This window comes from Catenibacterium sp. CAG:290 (assembly GCF_000437715.1).
GTDB lineage: Bacteria > Bacillota_I > Bacilli_A > Erysipelotrichales > Coprobacillaceae > Catenibacterium > Catenibacterium mitsuoka_A.
This window is the reverse complement of record NZ_FR898824.1, coordinates 1-16738: the sequence shown is the minus strand read 5'-3', so window position 1 is coordinate 16738 and position 16738 is coordinate 1. Positions and strand designations below refer to the sequence as shown.

General features: G+C 33.8%; 16 protein-coding genes and 1 pseudogene. 2 read left to right on the top strand and 15 right to left on the bottom strand.

Annotated elements, in window-relative coordinates; all coding sequences use genetic code 11:
- The 11 genes and pseudogenes from QVO42_RS06520 to QVO42_RS06475 form a co-directional block, all read right to left on the bottom strand.
- Positions 1-310 (bottom strand): annotated as a pseudogene (locus QVO42_RS06520) (CapA family protein); the annotation flags it as partial.
- 3 nt (positions 311-313) lie between these two features.
- Entirely contained in the window at positions 314-805 is a 492-nt protein-coding gene (locus QVO42_RS06515; protein WP_217106910.1) for a dUTP diphosphatase, read from the bottom strand.
- A 57-nt stretch (positions 806-862) separates the two neighbouring features.
- Positions 863-1384 carry a hypothetical protein gene (locus QVO42_RS06510; RefSeq protein ID WP_022425339.1) on the bottom strand — a complete coding sequence of 174 codons (522 nt, stop codon included), beginning with the start codon at positions 1382-1384 and terminating at the stop codon, positions 863-865.
- A gap of 104 nt (positions 1385-1488) precedes the next feature.
- Positions 1489-1587 (bottom strand): Ltp family lipoprotein, encoded by a 99-nt coding sequence (locus QVO42_RS10445; RefSeq protein ID WP_353867248.1) that lies wholly within the window; start codon positions 1585-1587, stop codon positions 1489-1491.
- Between the two features lies 1 nt (position 1588).
- The gene (locus QVO42_RS06505) at positions 1589-3271 is read right to left on the bottom strand and encodes a sensor histidine kinase (RefSeq protein ID WP_022425338.1); all 1683 of its coding nucleotides are present in this window, start codon (positions 3269-3271) and stop codon (positions 1589-1591) included.
- Positions 3271-3948, bottom strand: coding sequence for a response regulator transcription factor (locus tag QVO42_RS06500; RefSeq protein WP_006507030.1), 678 nt, complete (start codon positions 3946-3948; stop codon positions 3271-3273). Before QVO42_RS06500 ends, QVO42_RS06505 begins: the two co-directional genes overlap by 1 nt.
- 14 nt (positions 3949-3962) lie before the next feature.
- Positions 3963-4619, bottom strand: a complete 657-nt coding sequence (phoU, locus tag QVO42_RS06495; RefSeq protein ID WP_022425337.1) for a phosphate signaling complex protein PhoU — start codon at positions 4617-4619, stop codon at positions 3963-3965.
- Between the two features lie 46 nt (positions 4620-4665).
- Positions 4666-5418: a phosphate ABC transporter ATP-binding protein PstB gene (gene pstB, locus QVO42_RS06490; RefSeq protein WP_022425336.1), complete on the bottom strand. Its 753-nt coding sequence runs from the start codon at positions 5416-5418 to the stop codon at positions 4666-4668.
- Between the two features lie 14 nt (positions 5419-5432).
- Positions 5433-6356, bottom strand: coding sequence for a phosphate ABC transporter permease PstA (gene pstA, locus QVO42_RS06485; protein ID WP_006507033.1), 924 nt, complete (start codon positions 6354-6356; stop codon positions 5433-5435).
- On the bottom strand, positions 6349-7266 hold the full coding sequence (gene pstC, locus QVO42_RS06480; RefSeq protein ID WP_022425335.1) for a phosphate ABC transporter permease subunit PstC: 918 nt from the start codon (positions 7264-7266) through the stop codon (positions 6349-6351). The genes pstA and pstC overlap by 8 nt, the downstream gene beginning before the upstream one ends.
- The gene (locus QVO42_RS06475) at positions 7256-8092 is read right to left on the bottom strand and encodes a phosphate ABC transporter substrate-binding protein (protein WP_022425334.1); all 837 of its coding nucleotides are present in this window, start codon (positions 8090-8092) and stop codon (positions 7256-7258) included. Before QVO42_RS06475 ends, pstC begins: the two co-directional genes overlap by 11 nt.
- A gap of 195 nt (positions 8093-8287) precedes the next feature.
- Here QVO42_RS06475 and QVO42_RS06470 point away from each other — a divergent pair, with 195 nt between their 5' ends.
- A complete protein-coding gene (locus tag QVO42_RS06470) occupies positions 8288-9169 on the top strand; it encodes a YitT family protein (RefSeq protein WP_022425333.1) in 882 nt (293 codons plus the stop codon).
- 47 nt (positions 9170-9216) lie between these two features.
- Here QVO42_RS06470 and QVO42_RS06465 read toward each other — a convergent pair whose 3' ends face one another.
- The 4 genes from QVO42_RS06465 to serC form a co-directional block, all read right to left on the bottom strand.
- On the bottom strand, positions 9217-9996 hold the full coding sequence (locus QVO42_RS06465; protein ID WP_022425332.1) for an inositol monophosphatase family protein: 780 nt from the start codon (positions 9994-9996) through the stop codon (positions 9217-9219).
- A gap of 672 nt (positions 9997-10668) precedes the next feature.
- Complete coding sequence (locus QVO42_RS06460; protein WP_022425331.1) at positions 10669-12069, bottom strand: PTS sugar transporter subunit IIC; 1401 nt, start codon at positions 12067-12069, stop codon at positions 10669-10671.
- An 83-nt stretch (positions 12070-12152) separates the two neighbouring features.
- The gene (locus QVO42_RS06455; protein WP_022425330.1) at positions 12153-13319 is read right to left on the bottom strand and encodes a phosphoglycerate dehydrogenase; all 1167 of its coding nucleotides are present in this window, start codon (positions 13317-13319) and stop codon (positions 12153-12155) included.
- Between the two features lies 1 nt (position 13320).
- Positions 13321-14406 (bottom strand): 3-phosphoserine/phosphohydroxythreonine transaminase, encoded by a 1086-nt coding sequence (gene serC / locus QVO42_RS06450; RefSeq protein WP_022425329.1) that lies wholly within the window; start codon positions 14404-14406, stop codon positions 13321-13323.
- 186 nt (positions 14407-14592) lie between these two features.
- On the opposite strand from serC, the gene QVO42_RS06445 reads away from it, so the two are divergent.
- Complete coding sequence (locus QVO42_RS06445) at positions 14593-16698, top strand: SulP family inorganic anion transporter (RefSeq protein WP_022425328.1); 2106 nt, start codon at positions 14593-14595, stop codon at positions 16696-16698.
- Positions 16699-16738 lie beyond the last annotated feature (40 nt).

The window sequence follows — 16738 nt, the reverse complement described above, 5'->3', positions numbered from 1 at the left end:
TTTCATCCCACACGCAAGCGTGTGGGTTTTTCGCCATAAATTTATAACCAAAAGGTTTTCCTCCCCCTAATATTGTTTCCTGATTCACAAAACAATAATCTGCCTGGATATACTTCTTAATATTCTTATAATAGTTCGAAAAGTCATAACCACTAGAAGTCTTGGCTTCATCAAGCATACATTGATGATAGAGATTATCTCCTACAGCAACAAAAGAAACACTTGGTGTCTCTTTCTTTACTTCTTCTTTAGGAGGTGTGCTACATCCTGAAAGAAGTAACATAATTGCAAGAAGAAATTTATATTTCATAAATTATTTAGTTGTTGATCCAAATCCACCATTACGTGTTTCAGTGGCATCATCATCTTCAGTAATACCATATGTCATGAAGATTCCCTGGGCAATACCCTGGCCAGCCTGAACATCAACTACTTTTCCTTCATTTGAATCATTTGTCATTTTAATAAAGATATGACCTTCATTATCTGAATAGAAATAATCACTATCAATTACACCGACAGTATTATTTAACTGTAGACGATATTTAAATCCCAAACCACTTCTAGGATAAATCATTAATACCCATCTTTCATTCATTTCACAGCGGATTCCTGTAGGAATCTTTACAGTTTCTCCAGGTTCTAAATGTATATCAATAGGTGTATAAAAATCATATCCTGCAGATCCTTTAGTTGCACGACGTGGAAGCTTAATCGCATCATAGATGTCCTTTACATCTTCCTTTTCCATTCCTGTTTGAAATTGTTCATAAGATACTTTATAAAATTTAGCGCTATTCATTATAATCTCCTTTCGCTCTTATATATATTATACACAAAAAGCCTAGATTTTACTCTAGACTTATGAGTCAAAACGATATTTAAATTCTTTATAAGTTTTTGCAGTTTTTGTATCCTTCACTACAGCATTACAATAATGATCACCCTGGTTTACTTCTATACTTACCGCAACCTTTCGCTTATCTGAAAAAGTAAATGTAGACTTTTCTACACGTGGACTGCTTAAATCGTTATTAGGAACTGAAATAGTAAGAAAATACTTAAGTGAAGAATTCTCTCCTGTCTTCATATTTCCATGATAACAACGCATAATCTTATTATCCTTCTTCATTGTATAAGCAATATCTAAATTCTTTTTTACTACATAAGAATCAATATCCTTAAATTCCTTCTTATGTAGGTTCTTATTCATTTCTTTAAAGAAAGCTGTCTTATAATCTCTATCTTCACATGTAATAGAAATTTCTTCCCCATTCAACATACCTGAATAGAATGTTCTTACTTCCTGTGCAATATAATTTGAATTGGCACGTGTTGAACATCCACTTGTCAACAAAAGTGCGATTAACCAGAGTATCTTCATGCTTTATCACCTGTAAGCATTATACATATTTATTATGGAATAACTGTGTATTTTCAAAAAATGAAGCACTTATTTGTGCTTCATTCATACTTTTATTAAAAGAGTTACTGTGGTAGATGATCAACCGCATATTGTGCATCTTCAGCAGTAAACTTTTCTCCATAGCTTAAAGTTAGGTGTCTTAAAAAGCTGTACGATGACAGCTTATGATTTATTAGGAAGAGTAATTGTAATACAAGTCCCCTCTCCTAATTGACTATGTAATTTCACTGTTCCTTTATTATAAGAAACAATATGCTTAACGATGGCAAGACCTAAACCAGTACCACCTTTGATTCTACTACGTCCCTTATCAACACGGTAGAATCTCTCAAAGACACGGCCCTGGTCTGCAAGAGGTATACCAATACCTGTATCCTTGACTTCAATGATCATGTTATCTTTCTTACTATAAATATGAACATATACATGACCATCTTCTTTGTTGTATTTAATAGCGTTACTTACAAGATTAGAAATCAATGTTTCTATTTGAGATCCATTTCCAATATAAGTAATAGGTTCTACATCTGTATGAAGCTCTACATTATATTTCATTAATAGACCTTCATAATCTTCTGATATATCCTTCATTAATGCCTGCATTTTTACAGGAACCTTTTCTACAATGAGATCATCACTATCTAGCCTAGATAACATCAAGATATCATTAATTAAAGAAGACATATTAGTCACTTCAGTTTGAATCTTAGAAAGCATCATCTTCTTCTGATTTTCATCATTGATGAATCCTTGTGACAATAATTCACTATAACCTCTAATAGCTGTAATAGGTGTTTTTAATTCATGAGATACACTAGAGAAGAATTCTTCTCTCATCTTCTGTGAGTTCTTCATTGCGGTAATATCCACAAAGAAGAGTGCTGTACCAAATGGAAGGCGGGAGATTGCACATTGGTAATCAAAATCATGAATCTTTAATTCTATACGCTGTTTCTTAGGTGCACTATTTAACGCATTTATAAGATTTGGATAAGTAATATGATCTATTAAGTTGTCCTTTTCTTTTAAAGGTCCTAAAATCTTTATAGCACTATCATTGACACTTAAGATCATGCCATTCTCATCAAGTAAGATGAAGCCTTCCTCCATCTTTCTTAATATCGCATTGATCTTATCTTGTTCAAATCTTGTTTCTCTCATAGATTTTCTTAATCGATGAGAAAGATTTTCTATTGTATCAATAATAGGTGTAAATTCTTCATAATCTGTTGTTGGGAGTTCAAAACGATAGTCTTCAGTCATGTTATTAAGAGACTCACTGATTTCTGTCAAAGGCTGAGTGACTCTCTTAGAGAGTTTACGTGCAACTATGTATGAAAATAATATACTAATCAGTATAGAAATCGCAAATGCAGGAGCAAGTTCTGGGAAATAACCCCATACACCTGAATAAGGGATGGACAATCTTATAATGTGGTTATCTTTATAATATGCAGCATAGAGAAGTGGCTGATTGGTTGTCTCAGAACGTCTCATTGCATATCCTTCATGATTTGAAGAATGAAGTGCCTGTTGTACTTCTTCTCTTTTCAAATGATTAGAAGAGATGTCATTCTTATATGTATCTGCAAGAACTTTACCTTTTTCATCTATGACAGATATTCTTGTATCATCAGAGAAAGCAAGTGGATTAAGTGTTTCTATCTGTTTATTTAAATCACCCGAGTAATCTAAGTTATATTCTATTAATTTAACAGAATACATCATTTCTCTTTCGGAATCCTCTTTCATTGAACCAGAAATAATAAATATACTCGTTGCACTACAGATACATAGAGATACTAATAAAAGTGAGATAAAATATCTCAATATAGATTGTCTCATTATTGACCATCCTCAATAAAACGATAACCTACACTTCTGATTGTCTTAATATAATGATGTCCATCATCACCAAGTTTTGCACGTAAAGAACGAATATGAACATCTAAGGCTCTTGATTCGCCTACAAAATCATAACCCCAGATATTATTTAAAAGTTCTTCTCTTTCTACAACACGTTCTTTATTTTCTACTAAATAGAGTAGTAACTGATACTCTTTATGAGTTAATTCAAGTTTTTCACCCTGCTTTAAAATAATATGCTTAGATTTATCAATTTCTAAAGATGTTGTCTTAATAACCTTTGAATGATGCTGACTTCTTCTAAGTAATGAGCGAACACGTGCAGCAAGTTCCAGCACTCCAAATGGTTTCGTCATATAATCATCACAGCCTGAATCTAAACCTCTTACCTTATCTATTTCACGATCCTTTGCAGAAAGAATTAAGATAGGTAAAGTTGTATTAGTCTTTCTAATCTGTTTAATGGCTGAAATACCATCTAATTCCGGTAACATGACATCAAATATTGCAAGATCAGGCGTATCTTCATGAATTGCGACAATTGCATCTATCGCATTATTAAAGAGGGTAATTTGATACCCACTTGATTCAAGAGATAACTTGATAATTTCCTGAATATTCTCATCATCTTCTATTACATATATACGTTCGCTCATTGGTTATATCCCCCTTAAATAATACGCTGCTGGTTGATAGATCCTGTTTCCATGAAGTCTAACCATTCACAGATATTAGATGCATGATCACCAATTCTTTCAAGATATTTAGCAATCATGAAGTAATCTAAACAATCATCTGCATTTTCACTATTTTCTTTCATGATCTGGATGATTTCATTCTTAATATCTAAGAATAATGCATCAATATCATCATCCATTCTAGAAATGTTATGGGCTTTATCTACATCACCTTCTACAAAGGCTTCAATAGACTTATGCACCATTTCTTTTGCAGTCTTTAACATTTCTGGAATATGTTCTACTGTTCTATAAATATGATCACCAGATAAATCCAAGATAATTTCACAAATATCAGAACACTGGTCACCAATTCTTTCTAGATCAGTCACAATCTTTAATGCAGTAGTTACAATACGTAAATCTCTTGCCACTGGCTGCTGTCTTAACATTAACTTAAAACAAATAGATTCAATAGAACGTTCCATATCATTGATCATACGATCATTTTCCATAACTTCTTTCGCAAGCTTAGTGTTCTTGTTTTTAAATGCAGCAATAGTATTTTCTAATGCATTCTCTACAAGACCGCTCATCTTTTGAAGATCTACATTAAGCGTATCTAGTTCTCGATCAAAACGACTTCTCATAATATTTACCCCTTCATTATAATATATTGATTTAGATAATTAAATATTAACCGAATCTACCAGTGATATAATCTTCTGTTCTCTTATCCTGAGGGAATGAAAAGATCTTTTCTGTATCACCCGTTTCAATGATTTCACCCTGTAAGAAGAATGCGGTATTGTCTGCAATACGTGAAGCCTGCTGCATGTTATGTGTCACAATCACAATTGTATAATCTTTCTTAAGATTCATTAATAAATCTTCAATCTTAGATGTAGAAATTGGGTCTAAGGCACTTGTAGGTTCATCCAATAAGATAACATCTGGGTTAACAGCTAAACATCTTGCAATACATAATCTCTGCTGCTGACCCCCAGATAGACCTAATGCACTTGTATCTAGACGATCTGCAATTTCATCATATAAAGCAGCCTGCTTTAATGATCTAATCACAATCTTTTCTAATTCAGCATGATTCTTAATCCCATGAATTCTAGGTCCATAGGCAATGTTATCAAAGATACTCATTGGGAATGGGTTAGGCTGCTGGAATACCATCCCTACTTTCTTTCTCAATAAAGTTGTATCTACTCTAGGATCAAAGATGTCTTCACCATCCAATGTCACCTGACCAGTAATCTTTACCCCTTTTACATAATCCTGCATACGGTTTAATGTTTTAAGGAATGTAGATTTACCACATCCAGAAGGACCGATGAATGCTGTGATCTTATGTTCTGGGATCTCTAGACTTGTATCCTTTAAGGCATGCTTTTCACCATACCATAAGTTTAAATTCTTAATTTCCATTTTATTCATATATATTTACCTCATTATTTTGCTTTTTCTACATTAAACTTACTTGATAGCCACTTAGCGATAAAGTTCATGATTAATACAAGAATAATTAAAATCATCGCAATCACAAAGGCCTGTCCATATTCTGCGTTACTCATTGCCATATAAAGCTGGATTGTGAGTGTTCCACCACTTTCCATTAAGTGAGTGAAGAATCCTCTTGGCATAAAATAACCACTACCTGCTGTAAATAATAAGGCAGCTGATTCAGCCACAATACGACCCATACCAAGAATCACACCTGTTAAGATACCAGGCATAGCACTTGGAAGAATAACAGTACGAATCATATACCACTTAGTTGAACCAATACCTAATGCAGCTTCACGATATGAAGAAGGAACTGATTCTAAGGCAACCTGAGTGTTTCTAATAATAATTGGTAAGATAAGAATAGTTAGTGTGAAACATCCATTTATGACTGAATATCCTAAATGAAGCATTTCACCAAAGAAGATCATACCAAATAGTCCAAAGATAATAGATGGAATACCTGATAATACTTCTGTTGTAAATGATACTGCTGCAACAAACTTCTTATTTTTTGCATATTCATTTAAGTAGATGGCAGCACCAATACCAATTGGGCAGGCAAATAATAATGTACCTACGACAATATAAAGAGTATTGATGATGTTACCTAATAAGCCTTCAGGGTTCATTAACTGACTCATTGGTTCAATTAAATTCTTGAAATGGAAATGGGGGATGGCTTTAGAGAATACATAACCAATAATGACAAGAATTAAGATACTAGAGAAACCAGCACATAGGTAAATAAGTCCACGTAGTATAGTGTCTCCTATTCTTTTCTTTTTATGATATAACGTTCTATCCACAGCATTCACTTCCTTTAATGGGGATGTAGCTGACACTTTTTTAGAATCTGCTTTATCCATTTTCTTCACCCTTTTTTAGAATCTTCATTAATACGATATTGATAATCATAATGAAGATGAATAATACTAAACCGATTGTAAATAATACTTGTCTATGTACACCACTTGAGTAAGACATTTCAGATACGATAGCTGTTGTTAAGAAACGTACTGAGTTGAATGGTGCTGGTAAATTAACTGCGTTACCAGCAACAAGTAAGATAGCCATTGCTTCACCAATAGCACGTCCAACACCTAACACAATAGCACTCATGATTCCATTCTTAGCAGCTGGAATAACGACTTTAAAGATTGTCTGAATTTTAGTTGCACCAAGTGCATAAGAACTTAATCTTAAATGATTAGGTACAGTTTCTAGAGCTGTTTCAGAGACATTGATTAATGTTGGTAAAATCATGATCACTAATACAATAATTGCGGCAATGAGGTTTGCCCCACCAGTGAACTGATGTGAATGAGATGTATGATAAAAAAACTTTTCTAACTTATACATCTGTGGGTTAATGATCAAGATACCAAGTAACCCATAAACAACTGATGGAATACCAGCTAATAATTCAATAGCTGCTTTCATAATCTTCTTTGGAGTGCCAGTAACCATTTCACTTAATGCGGCTGCGGTAAATAAACCAACAGGGATTGCGATTAAGACTGCAAGTAAAGTACCAACAATAGAAGTTAAGATAATGTAAAGAATACCGAACTTTCCTTGAGAAGGAACCCATTCTGTTTTAAATAAGATATTTCCGATACCAACCTTAGCAAGTGCAGGTGTACCGCTATAGATCATGTAGGCAGTAATAGCGACGACTGCAACTATTGAAAAAGCAGCACATACACTAACGATTAATGCGGCTGCCTTTTCTGATGCTTGTCTACTTTTATTGGTACCGACAATGCTATTTAGCACTGATTAGACCTACTTTTTTAATGATAGCCTGCCCTTCATCACTATCAATGTAATCGAATAATGCCTGAACTAATTTAGACTGTTTTTCAATTTTACCTTTAGTAGCCATTACGAATGGTCTCTGTAATGCATATTTACCAGCTTTGATATTCTTAACTGTACAATCAACACCGTCTAACTGTAATGTGTTGATTGATTTATCAACTGCGTCTAGTGATACATAACCAATAGCACCTTCAATAGAAGCACATTTTGCAACAACTGCACCAGTATTATCTAATTCCTGTGCATATTTACATTTATCTTTTACTTCTAATAATTCTTCGAAAGCACCTCTCGTACCAGAAGCCGCTTCTCTACCAATAACAACGATTTTTTCGTCTTTACCACCAAGTTCTTTCCAGTTAGTGATTTCACCAGTATAGATCTTAGTTAACTGTTCTTTAGTTACATTCTTAACAGTATTATTTTTATTAACCGCAACTGCGATACCATCAATAGCTACGATGTTTTCTTCAAGACCCTGGCTCTTTTCTTCATCTGTTAATGCTCTTGAAGAATCACCGATATCAGCCTTACCACTTAATACTGAAGCAATACCAGCAGATGAACCTGTGAACTGAGATTCAACTGTAACATTAGGATTCTTTTCTTTGAAAGATTCGCCTAAGGCAGTTACAAATTTTTCCATTGATGTAGAACCATCAAGTGAGATCTTTCCTGATAAATCTCCTGAACCAGCAGTTGAAGAATCTTTAGATCCTCCACAACCAGCAAGTGAGAATGCAAGTACACATGTAAGTACAAGCGTTAATATTTTTTTCATATTTACTTTTTTCCTCCCGTCTTCTTAAGACACCTACATCATAAATTTTTCTCCTTAACAAAAAAATCATATTTGTGTATGTATTATCTTAAGATTATGTAAATGTGTTTTTTCACTTTTTACACAATTACGGTTGTTTTATTGTATAAACAATAGTACAATTTGGTCGAATTTTCGGAGGTGAATATTAAATTTATGTTATATGAAAAGGAAATACAACAAAAAAGATCAATAAAAGCCCTCAAATCATTCGTATGTGTTATTCTTGCGTCATGTTTAATGGCCTTTAATATTAAGACGTTTGTACGTGCTGGTGAATTAGTCCCTGGTGGTATTACCGGTATGACTCTATTAATACAGAGAATAATGTTAAAGTATGCTAACATTTCTGTACCTTATTCTGTGCTTAATATTTCATTAAATGCGATACCAGCTATCATTGGTTTTAAACTTATTTCAAAGCGTTTTACTGGTTATAGTGTATTAATGATTGTTTTAAACTCATTCTTAGTTGATTTGATTCCTTCTTATAGGGTGACAACTGATCCATTACTCATTGCTTTATTTGGTGGTTTATTAAATGGTTTGGCTATTTCTATTGCCTTATATGGTAAAGCAAGTTCTGGTGGAACAGACTTTATTGCAGTCTATATTCATCGTAAGTGGAATATCTCTTCTTGGAATATCATTTTAGGTTTTAATATTATTCTATTATTAACTTCTGGAATGTTATTTGGATTTGAAGCATCTCTTTATTCTATTGTCTTCCAGTTCGTATCTACTCAGGCAATAGATACTTTCCACAAATCAGATCAGCAGATGACTTTATTCATCATATCTAATAAAGCAGATGAATTAGAAAGAGAATTATTAGTTAAGACACATCATGGTATGACTCGTTTTACTGGTGAAGGATCTCATACACATGAAGATCGTGTCATGTTATATACAGTCGTCAGTGCCGCAGAAGTCAATGATGTTTATGAAATTATTAAAAGTATTGATAAACAGGCTTTCGTGAATATTGTCAAAACAAATGCTGTTAAAGGAAGGTTCTATCAGGAACCTATTGATTAACCTGGATTTATTCCAGGTTTTTTAAATGCAAAAATAAGTAGGTCACCCTACTTATTAATACATTGAGATATCAGATCGTGAACAACGTTTTCTTTGCCTGCAACTAAATTTGTGATTAATTGGTTTTTAATTGGATGTCCACGATAATCACATAGTATACCGCCAGCTTCTTCTAATATCACCTTACCAGCAGCATAGTCCCATAATTTGACACGACGTTCTAAATAAGCCTCTACACGCCCACAAGCTGTCCATGCAATATCTAATGCACAGGATCCACTACGACGTATATCAGAACAACGCTTCATAACTTCCTTGATTGTATGGAAGTTCTTATCCAGCATTTCATCATTTTTATAATAAGGACTTGTTCCTACAGCTACTAAGCTTGATGAGAGGTTCTCTTGATGGCTTACATGAATAGGATGTTCATTCAAATACGCACCTTGTCCTTTAACACCATAAAACAGCTCACGCATATAGGGGTTATAGATTAACCCGATTGTTGGTTCACCATTTTCTAACAATGCCAATGAAATGACACTGCAATGATAATCATGAATAAGATTTGTTGTACCATCTACTGGATCTAATACCCAGCATGGTTGACTTAAATCCACTTCATTGATCTGTTCCTCGCTCATGAACTGTACATTAGGATACTTATCCATTAAACATGTCTTAATCTTATCCTGTACAATGAGGTCTATTTCAGTTACATAATCATCTTTCCCTTTAGAATAGATTTGATCATCCCTTAACTGCCCCATAAAACATTCACCAGCATGATAAAGCACTTCTTTTAAGTAATTCACATCGTAATTCATATAGTTTCCTCTCTGTGCACAAGTATAGCACCTTATACAATAAGTATGGTTACCATCAAGTGAAGAGTATATTAATAATTGGTAAAAAAAGAATCCTCCATAAGGAGGATCATGCACTACATAAATATTCTTTTGGCTTGATATGGATGAAATATGAATGCAGTGGCTGTTTTTCAATCAATGCCCTAATGATTAAAAGGATCAGCGTTCCTAGGAAAATCAAAGTTATAATGAGTTAAAAGTATGAGGGTTTCATTAATTACTCACTTTATATCCATGTTCAATAAGGGATTTAATTATTAGCAATACTCTTACGAGCAGTGATCATTCTTATCCTCGCACCCGAATAAGAATGTACAGGAGATGCAGATATATCTGCACAAGATCATGAGGTCCCTACACCTCACGATATGTATAACTAGATTTTCCTATCTTAAGACCTTAATCTTAAGATGATAATATATTATCATCTTATTGGTATTTTATCAATGATAATAATAAAAAAATGTCATGAGCTGGACGTCTCATGACGATTTAGGAAGCAAAAATTTATTTTCTTTTTGCATCTTTATAATAATCTAACAAAATGATTAAACAAGTATTCTTAAGGATATTGTATAGTTGTTACAAAAAAAGCGAATTTATATGCATAAATCCACTCTTTTTGTAACTTTAATAGATATATTCTTCTTTCTTTTGTTTTCTCTCATATATATAAATAAATGGCGCATACACAAGTACTGAGATACATATACATATGAGATGTGATATTGCCCCATAGATACTTCCTCCAGTAACTAAGAAGCCCATTAAAATAGGTGGCATAACCCAAGGTACTTCCATGATCACATGTGGACAGAATCCTATTGAAATAAGGAAATAACCCGCTGTAAGAGAGACAAGTGGTGCAAGAATAAATGGAATAGATAATAGAGGATTAAGCACAATGGGCATACCAAAGATGACTGTTTCGTTGATATTCGCTAAACTTGGGAATAAAGAAATATTCGCTATTAGACGATTATCATGTCTTTGAGAAAAAACAAGTATATATATCACAAGCCCTAATGTACATCCTGAGCCACCAACTTCTCCAAACATCTGAAACATCATTGAATTGAATACATATGGTATATCTTTTCCTCTTAACCCCGCATTAAATGATGCCATATTAATATAGAGTAATGGTCTATACAAAGATTCAACGATAGGCAACATAAGATTCTTCCCATGGAAGCCAACAACCCAGAACAATAAGATAATAAAATACAAAACAAGAACCGCAATTAAATTATCCCCTGCCATCAGCTGTAACGGAAACTGTACAAGATTATATATATTTGTATTAAGTGTATGACCTGTGCTTAGGATACAAAGATAAGAGACAGAACCCATAATTAAGAGTGTCAGGAATGTTGGTACGATATTCATGAATGATAATACCTGATTGGTAGAAACCTGACTAGGAAGCTTAATTAAGAGACAATCGCAGTTTCTTAATAAATGATAGAGTTCTGTCGCAATTATAGCGACAAGCATTGCGGTAAAGAGTCCTGATAAAGATGTATAACCGATGCCTATTCCCTGCGCAGTAAAATCTTTCAAAGTGATTCCTATAGAATGTGGTATATGCACAAAGGTGGATAGTTTTGTTTGTACAATAGCCCCACCACCTGTGTGTAATAGTACATTGATATGTAAGCCATCTATTGTATGTGGTGTAACAACCAGCCAGCTTAAGAAACTGACAATCACAGGATAAATATCATGATCCCCATTTGCCTGGGCAATTTCACTAGATAATAATAATACAATTACGATAGAGATACATGAAATGGCTGCATAATTCAATGCTTCAAAGATTGGATTAAAAATTTTTAATTCCATAATAAGTGGAAAAACAGCACCTAATCCCCCACGATCATTAACTAGTACATTTATCCAAAATATTCCAACAGCGCCTGTAAGAGATATTGGCATATAATTTTGGAATGTATTTTTAATCGCATTTAAGTATTTATTCTGAGTACATCTCATAGCCACCCAGGATAAAGCATCTACTAATTTATTCATCCCATCACCCCTTTCGCACTCCCATCTTACATTTTTCAATAGAAAAAGTCCATCACTAAGATGGACTATTCAAAAAGAAGGATTTAAAAAACAATCTTCGCAATAATTCTAGCTTTAATAACACCTTCATGATTTTCAATCACTTTAGTAATATCTTCTGATAAATCATTTGTATCAATGACAGTATATGCATATTCACCACGTGCTTTATTGACCATGTTTTCAATGTTCATGCTCTTTTTCGCAAATGCGTTCGCAAATACTGCTAACATATTAGGAATATTCTTATGAATAATACATACACGATATGTTGTAGTACGTGGTTCTACAACTGTAGGTAAGTTAACAGAGTTCTGGATATTACCATTTTCTAAGTAATCAATCATTTCTTTTACGGCCATAGTTGCACAGTTATCTTCTGATTCTGGAGTAGAAGCACCTAAGTGTGGCAATACAACTGTATTTTCAGTTTCTACAAGTTCTTTAGAACCAAAGTCTGTAATATAACGTGCCACTTTTCCTGATTTTAATGCTTTAATGATATCTGCAGTATTTACTAATGTATCACGTGCAAAGTTCAAGATACGTACACCGTCTTTCATCATTGCAAGTGACTTCTTATTAATCATGTTCTTTGTATCAGGAGTTGCTGGTACATGAATAGTAATATAGTCACATTCCTTGAATAATTCTTCTACAGTAGCTGCTTTATGAACCCATTTAGATAGTTTCCATGCTGCATTGACACTGATATATGGATCATAACCATAAACTTCCATACCTAATTTAACAGCTGCATTGGCTACATTCACACCAATTGCACCTAAACCAATAACACCAAGCTTCTTACCATCAATTTCAGGACCAACAAACTGGCTCTTACCTTTTTCTACAGCTTTTCCAAAATCATCAGCTGGTAATGTCTTTACCCATTCAATACCAGGAATTACCTGTCTTGAACTTAAGATTAAAGCACATAATACTAATTCTTTAACCGCATTCGCATTAGCCCCTGGTGTATTAAATACACAGATTCCTTTTTCGGTACATGTATCTACAGGAATATTGTTGACACCTGCACCCGCTCTTGCGATAGCCTTTAATTCAGCTGGAAAATCATAGTCATGTAATTTAGCTGATCTAACTAACATCCCATCTTCATGTTCTAAATTATCACCGACTTCATAATTATCATCAAAGACTTCTAAGCCCTGTTCAGAAATCTTATTTAAAGTTTTAATCTTATACATACTATTTATGTTTCTCCTCGAATTCTTTCATGAAATTAACTAAATATTCTACACCTTCATATGGCATTGCATTGTAGATAGATGCTCTAATACCACCTACACTACGATGTCCTTTTAAGTTTGTCATACCTGCTGCAATAGATTCCTTTACAAATTCAGCATCTAATTCTTTAGATGGTGTTGTAAAAGTCACATTCATATTAGAACGTGCATCTTTCTTTGCATGTGGTTTATAGAAATCAGACTGATCTAAGTAGTCATAAAGAAGTTTAGCTTTCTTTTCATTCTTTTCCTTCATCACTTCTAGTCCACCCTGTTCATCAATCCATTTCACTACGAGACCTAACATATAAATAGCCCAGCATGGTGGTGTGTTATACATAGAATCCTTTTCTAACATAGTATCTAATTCAGAAAGAACTGGAATATTAGCTGGATGTGGTTTTACTAGATCTTCTCTAATAATAACTACACCTAGTCCGGCAATACCCATATTCTTTTGTGCACCGGCATAAATAACACCATATTTAGAAACATCTACAGGTCTTGATAAGATATCAGAAGACATATCTACTACAAGTGGTGCGCCCTTTGTATCTGGTACATAGTTCCATTCTGTACCATAGATAGTGTTGTTGTTACAAAGATGTACATAATCAACACCTTCACGAATATCTAATTGATCCTGTGTAGGAATTTCTGTAAAATCGTTGTCCTTACCGTTATAGGCAATATGAACATCCCCAAACTTGGCCGCTTCTTTTGCAGCTTTGCCAGAGAAGCTTCCTGTAACGATATAATCTGATTTACCATTTACCATAAGGTTTAAGGCAATGTTTGTGAATTCCTGTGTTGCCCCACCTTGTAATAATAAAATCTTATAGTTATCTGGAACATTTAAAACTTTCTTTAAAGTTGCTTTTGTATCATCAAAAATCTTTTGGTATGTTGAGGAACGATGACTCATCTCCATTACGCTCATTCCTGAGCCTTTATAATTCAGCATCTGATCTGCTGCTTCCTTTAATACCTCTACAGGTAACTGAGATGGTCCTGCAGAAAAATTATAAACCCTCTTATCTGTCATTTTCGATTTCCTCCTCGTTAATTTATATGCATTATATTAGTTTAATACAAATTTGTCCACTGATATTATTAAAATATATAAATAATTTGAAAATTATTCAAGATTGTATACAATATAGATGTATTTTGATAGAGATAGACTCATCTTGATAAATCATTATAATTAGAATTAAGAAAGAGGTGGCTTATGAAGAAATTTAAGAATGCAACAATGAATGATATTTTTGCAGGTATTATTGTTGCTTTTATATCTATTCCTATATCCATGGGTTATGCTCAGGTAGCAGGTCTACCAATGGTCTATGGTTTATATGGTTCTTTGGTTCCTATTCTCGTATTTAGTTTATTTACTACGAGTCATGATTTTGTATTTGGTGTGGATGCAGCCCCTGCAGCTCTTACTGGAAGTGCATTGGCGACTCTTGGTATTACTGCAGGAACTAAAGAAGCAATGCAGGTGGTCCCTGTTATTGCACTCATGGTTGCTTTATGGTTGATTTTCTTTTCAATCATTAAAGCAGGACGTGCTGTTAAGTATATTTCTACACCTGTCATGGGTGGATTCGTAACAGGTATCTGTTTATCTATTATTATGATGCTTGTTCCTAAACTCTTTGGTGGGACAACAGGAACAGGCGAAATATTTGAATTAGTGAATCATATTATTAAAGAGTCACCACTCTTTAATGGCTTATCTTTTATATTAGGTATTAGTACCCTTGTCATTATTCTTATCGTAAAGAGAATAAATAAGAAGATTCCTATGCCTATTCTTATGATGTTTATCGGTGCTTTATTGACTGCCCTATTCCCTTTAGAAAAATATGGAGTAAAACTGTTACCTCATGTTGATTCAGGTTTACCAAAACTTGTGATTCCTTCTATTGCCCATGTAGATATTTCTGCTTTATTCTTTACTACATTATCTATTGCGATCGTTGTACTCGCACAGACTTTATTATCTGCACAAGGTAATGCAATGAAAGATGGCTATAAATTAGATGGAAATAAAGAAATATTTGCCTATGGTATGGCAGAACTAGCTACTTCACTTGTAGGATGCTGTCCGACGAATGGTTCTGTTTCTAGAACTGGTCTTGCAAGACAGTATGGATGTAAGACTCAGGTGATGAGCTTATCAGCTGCTGCGACTATGGCACTTCTTCTATTATTTGGTACAGGTTTTATTGAATATCTTCCTGTTCCTATTTTAACTGCGATTGTGATTACTGCCTTACTTGGTGCCTGTCACTTTGCGTTAGGTCAACGTTTATTTAAAGAGAGTAGAAATGAATTCTATATCTTTATGGCAGCGTGTTGTGGAGTACTTATCTTTGGGACTATTTATGGTGTTGTAATTGGTATTGTCTTATCATTCCTTGCGGTAGTTATTAAGGCAGTCACTCCACCAGCTCATTTCTTAGGTGTAATTCCAGGGCAGACAGGTTTCTTTAATCTAGAAAAGAATGTGAATGCAAGACCAATTAGACATACTATTATTTATCGTTTCCCAGGAAATCTATTTTTTGCGAATATTGATAAGTTCCAGGAAGATATAGAAAAAGCGATTAAAGAAGATACTGAGCAGGTTATTGTAGATGCTTCTGGTATTAGTAATATTGATTTTACTGCAATTGATCGTTTGATTATCTTCTATAATGATTTACAGAAAAGAAATATAGATTTCTATTTAACACGTCATATGGATAACCTTAATCAAGCATTAAGAGAAAATGGTGGTATAGAAATAATTACAAGTGGTCATGTAAGACGTACAATGCAGCAGTCATTATTAGATTGTGGGCTTGTCCCTCCGTATCCATTAGAAGATTTGGAAACATCTCATATCTCATTTATACAACCTGAATTAGAATGGGCCTTTGGAAATGAAGCTGAAAAGTATAAACAGAAGATGACTCAAGAAATGTTGGATAAGATTCATTCTAAAACAGACTTATCTCCTGATCTATTAAAGGATATTGAAAATCATACAGACTTTGGTGAACTAGGTTTGATTGAGGCGGATGAATTCTTATCAAGACTAGAAATGCATATTCCAGAAATCATGGAAAAGATTCATGAAAATGAGCAGTATGTAGAAGAACGACTCGAACAATATCGTGATCGCATTGAAGAAAAGTTACAGGAAATGAATCCTGAAACATTACGTGTATTAAAACAGTACCGTAGCAAATATGAAAAGAAGCTACAGGAATTAAATCCTCATGCTTTTAATCATTATAAAGAGCTCCATCAGAAACATTTAGAAAAATTGGAGAAAAACAAAAGGTGAAGATGAACCCATCTTCACTTTTTGAGTAACTAAATAGACT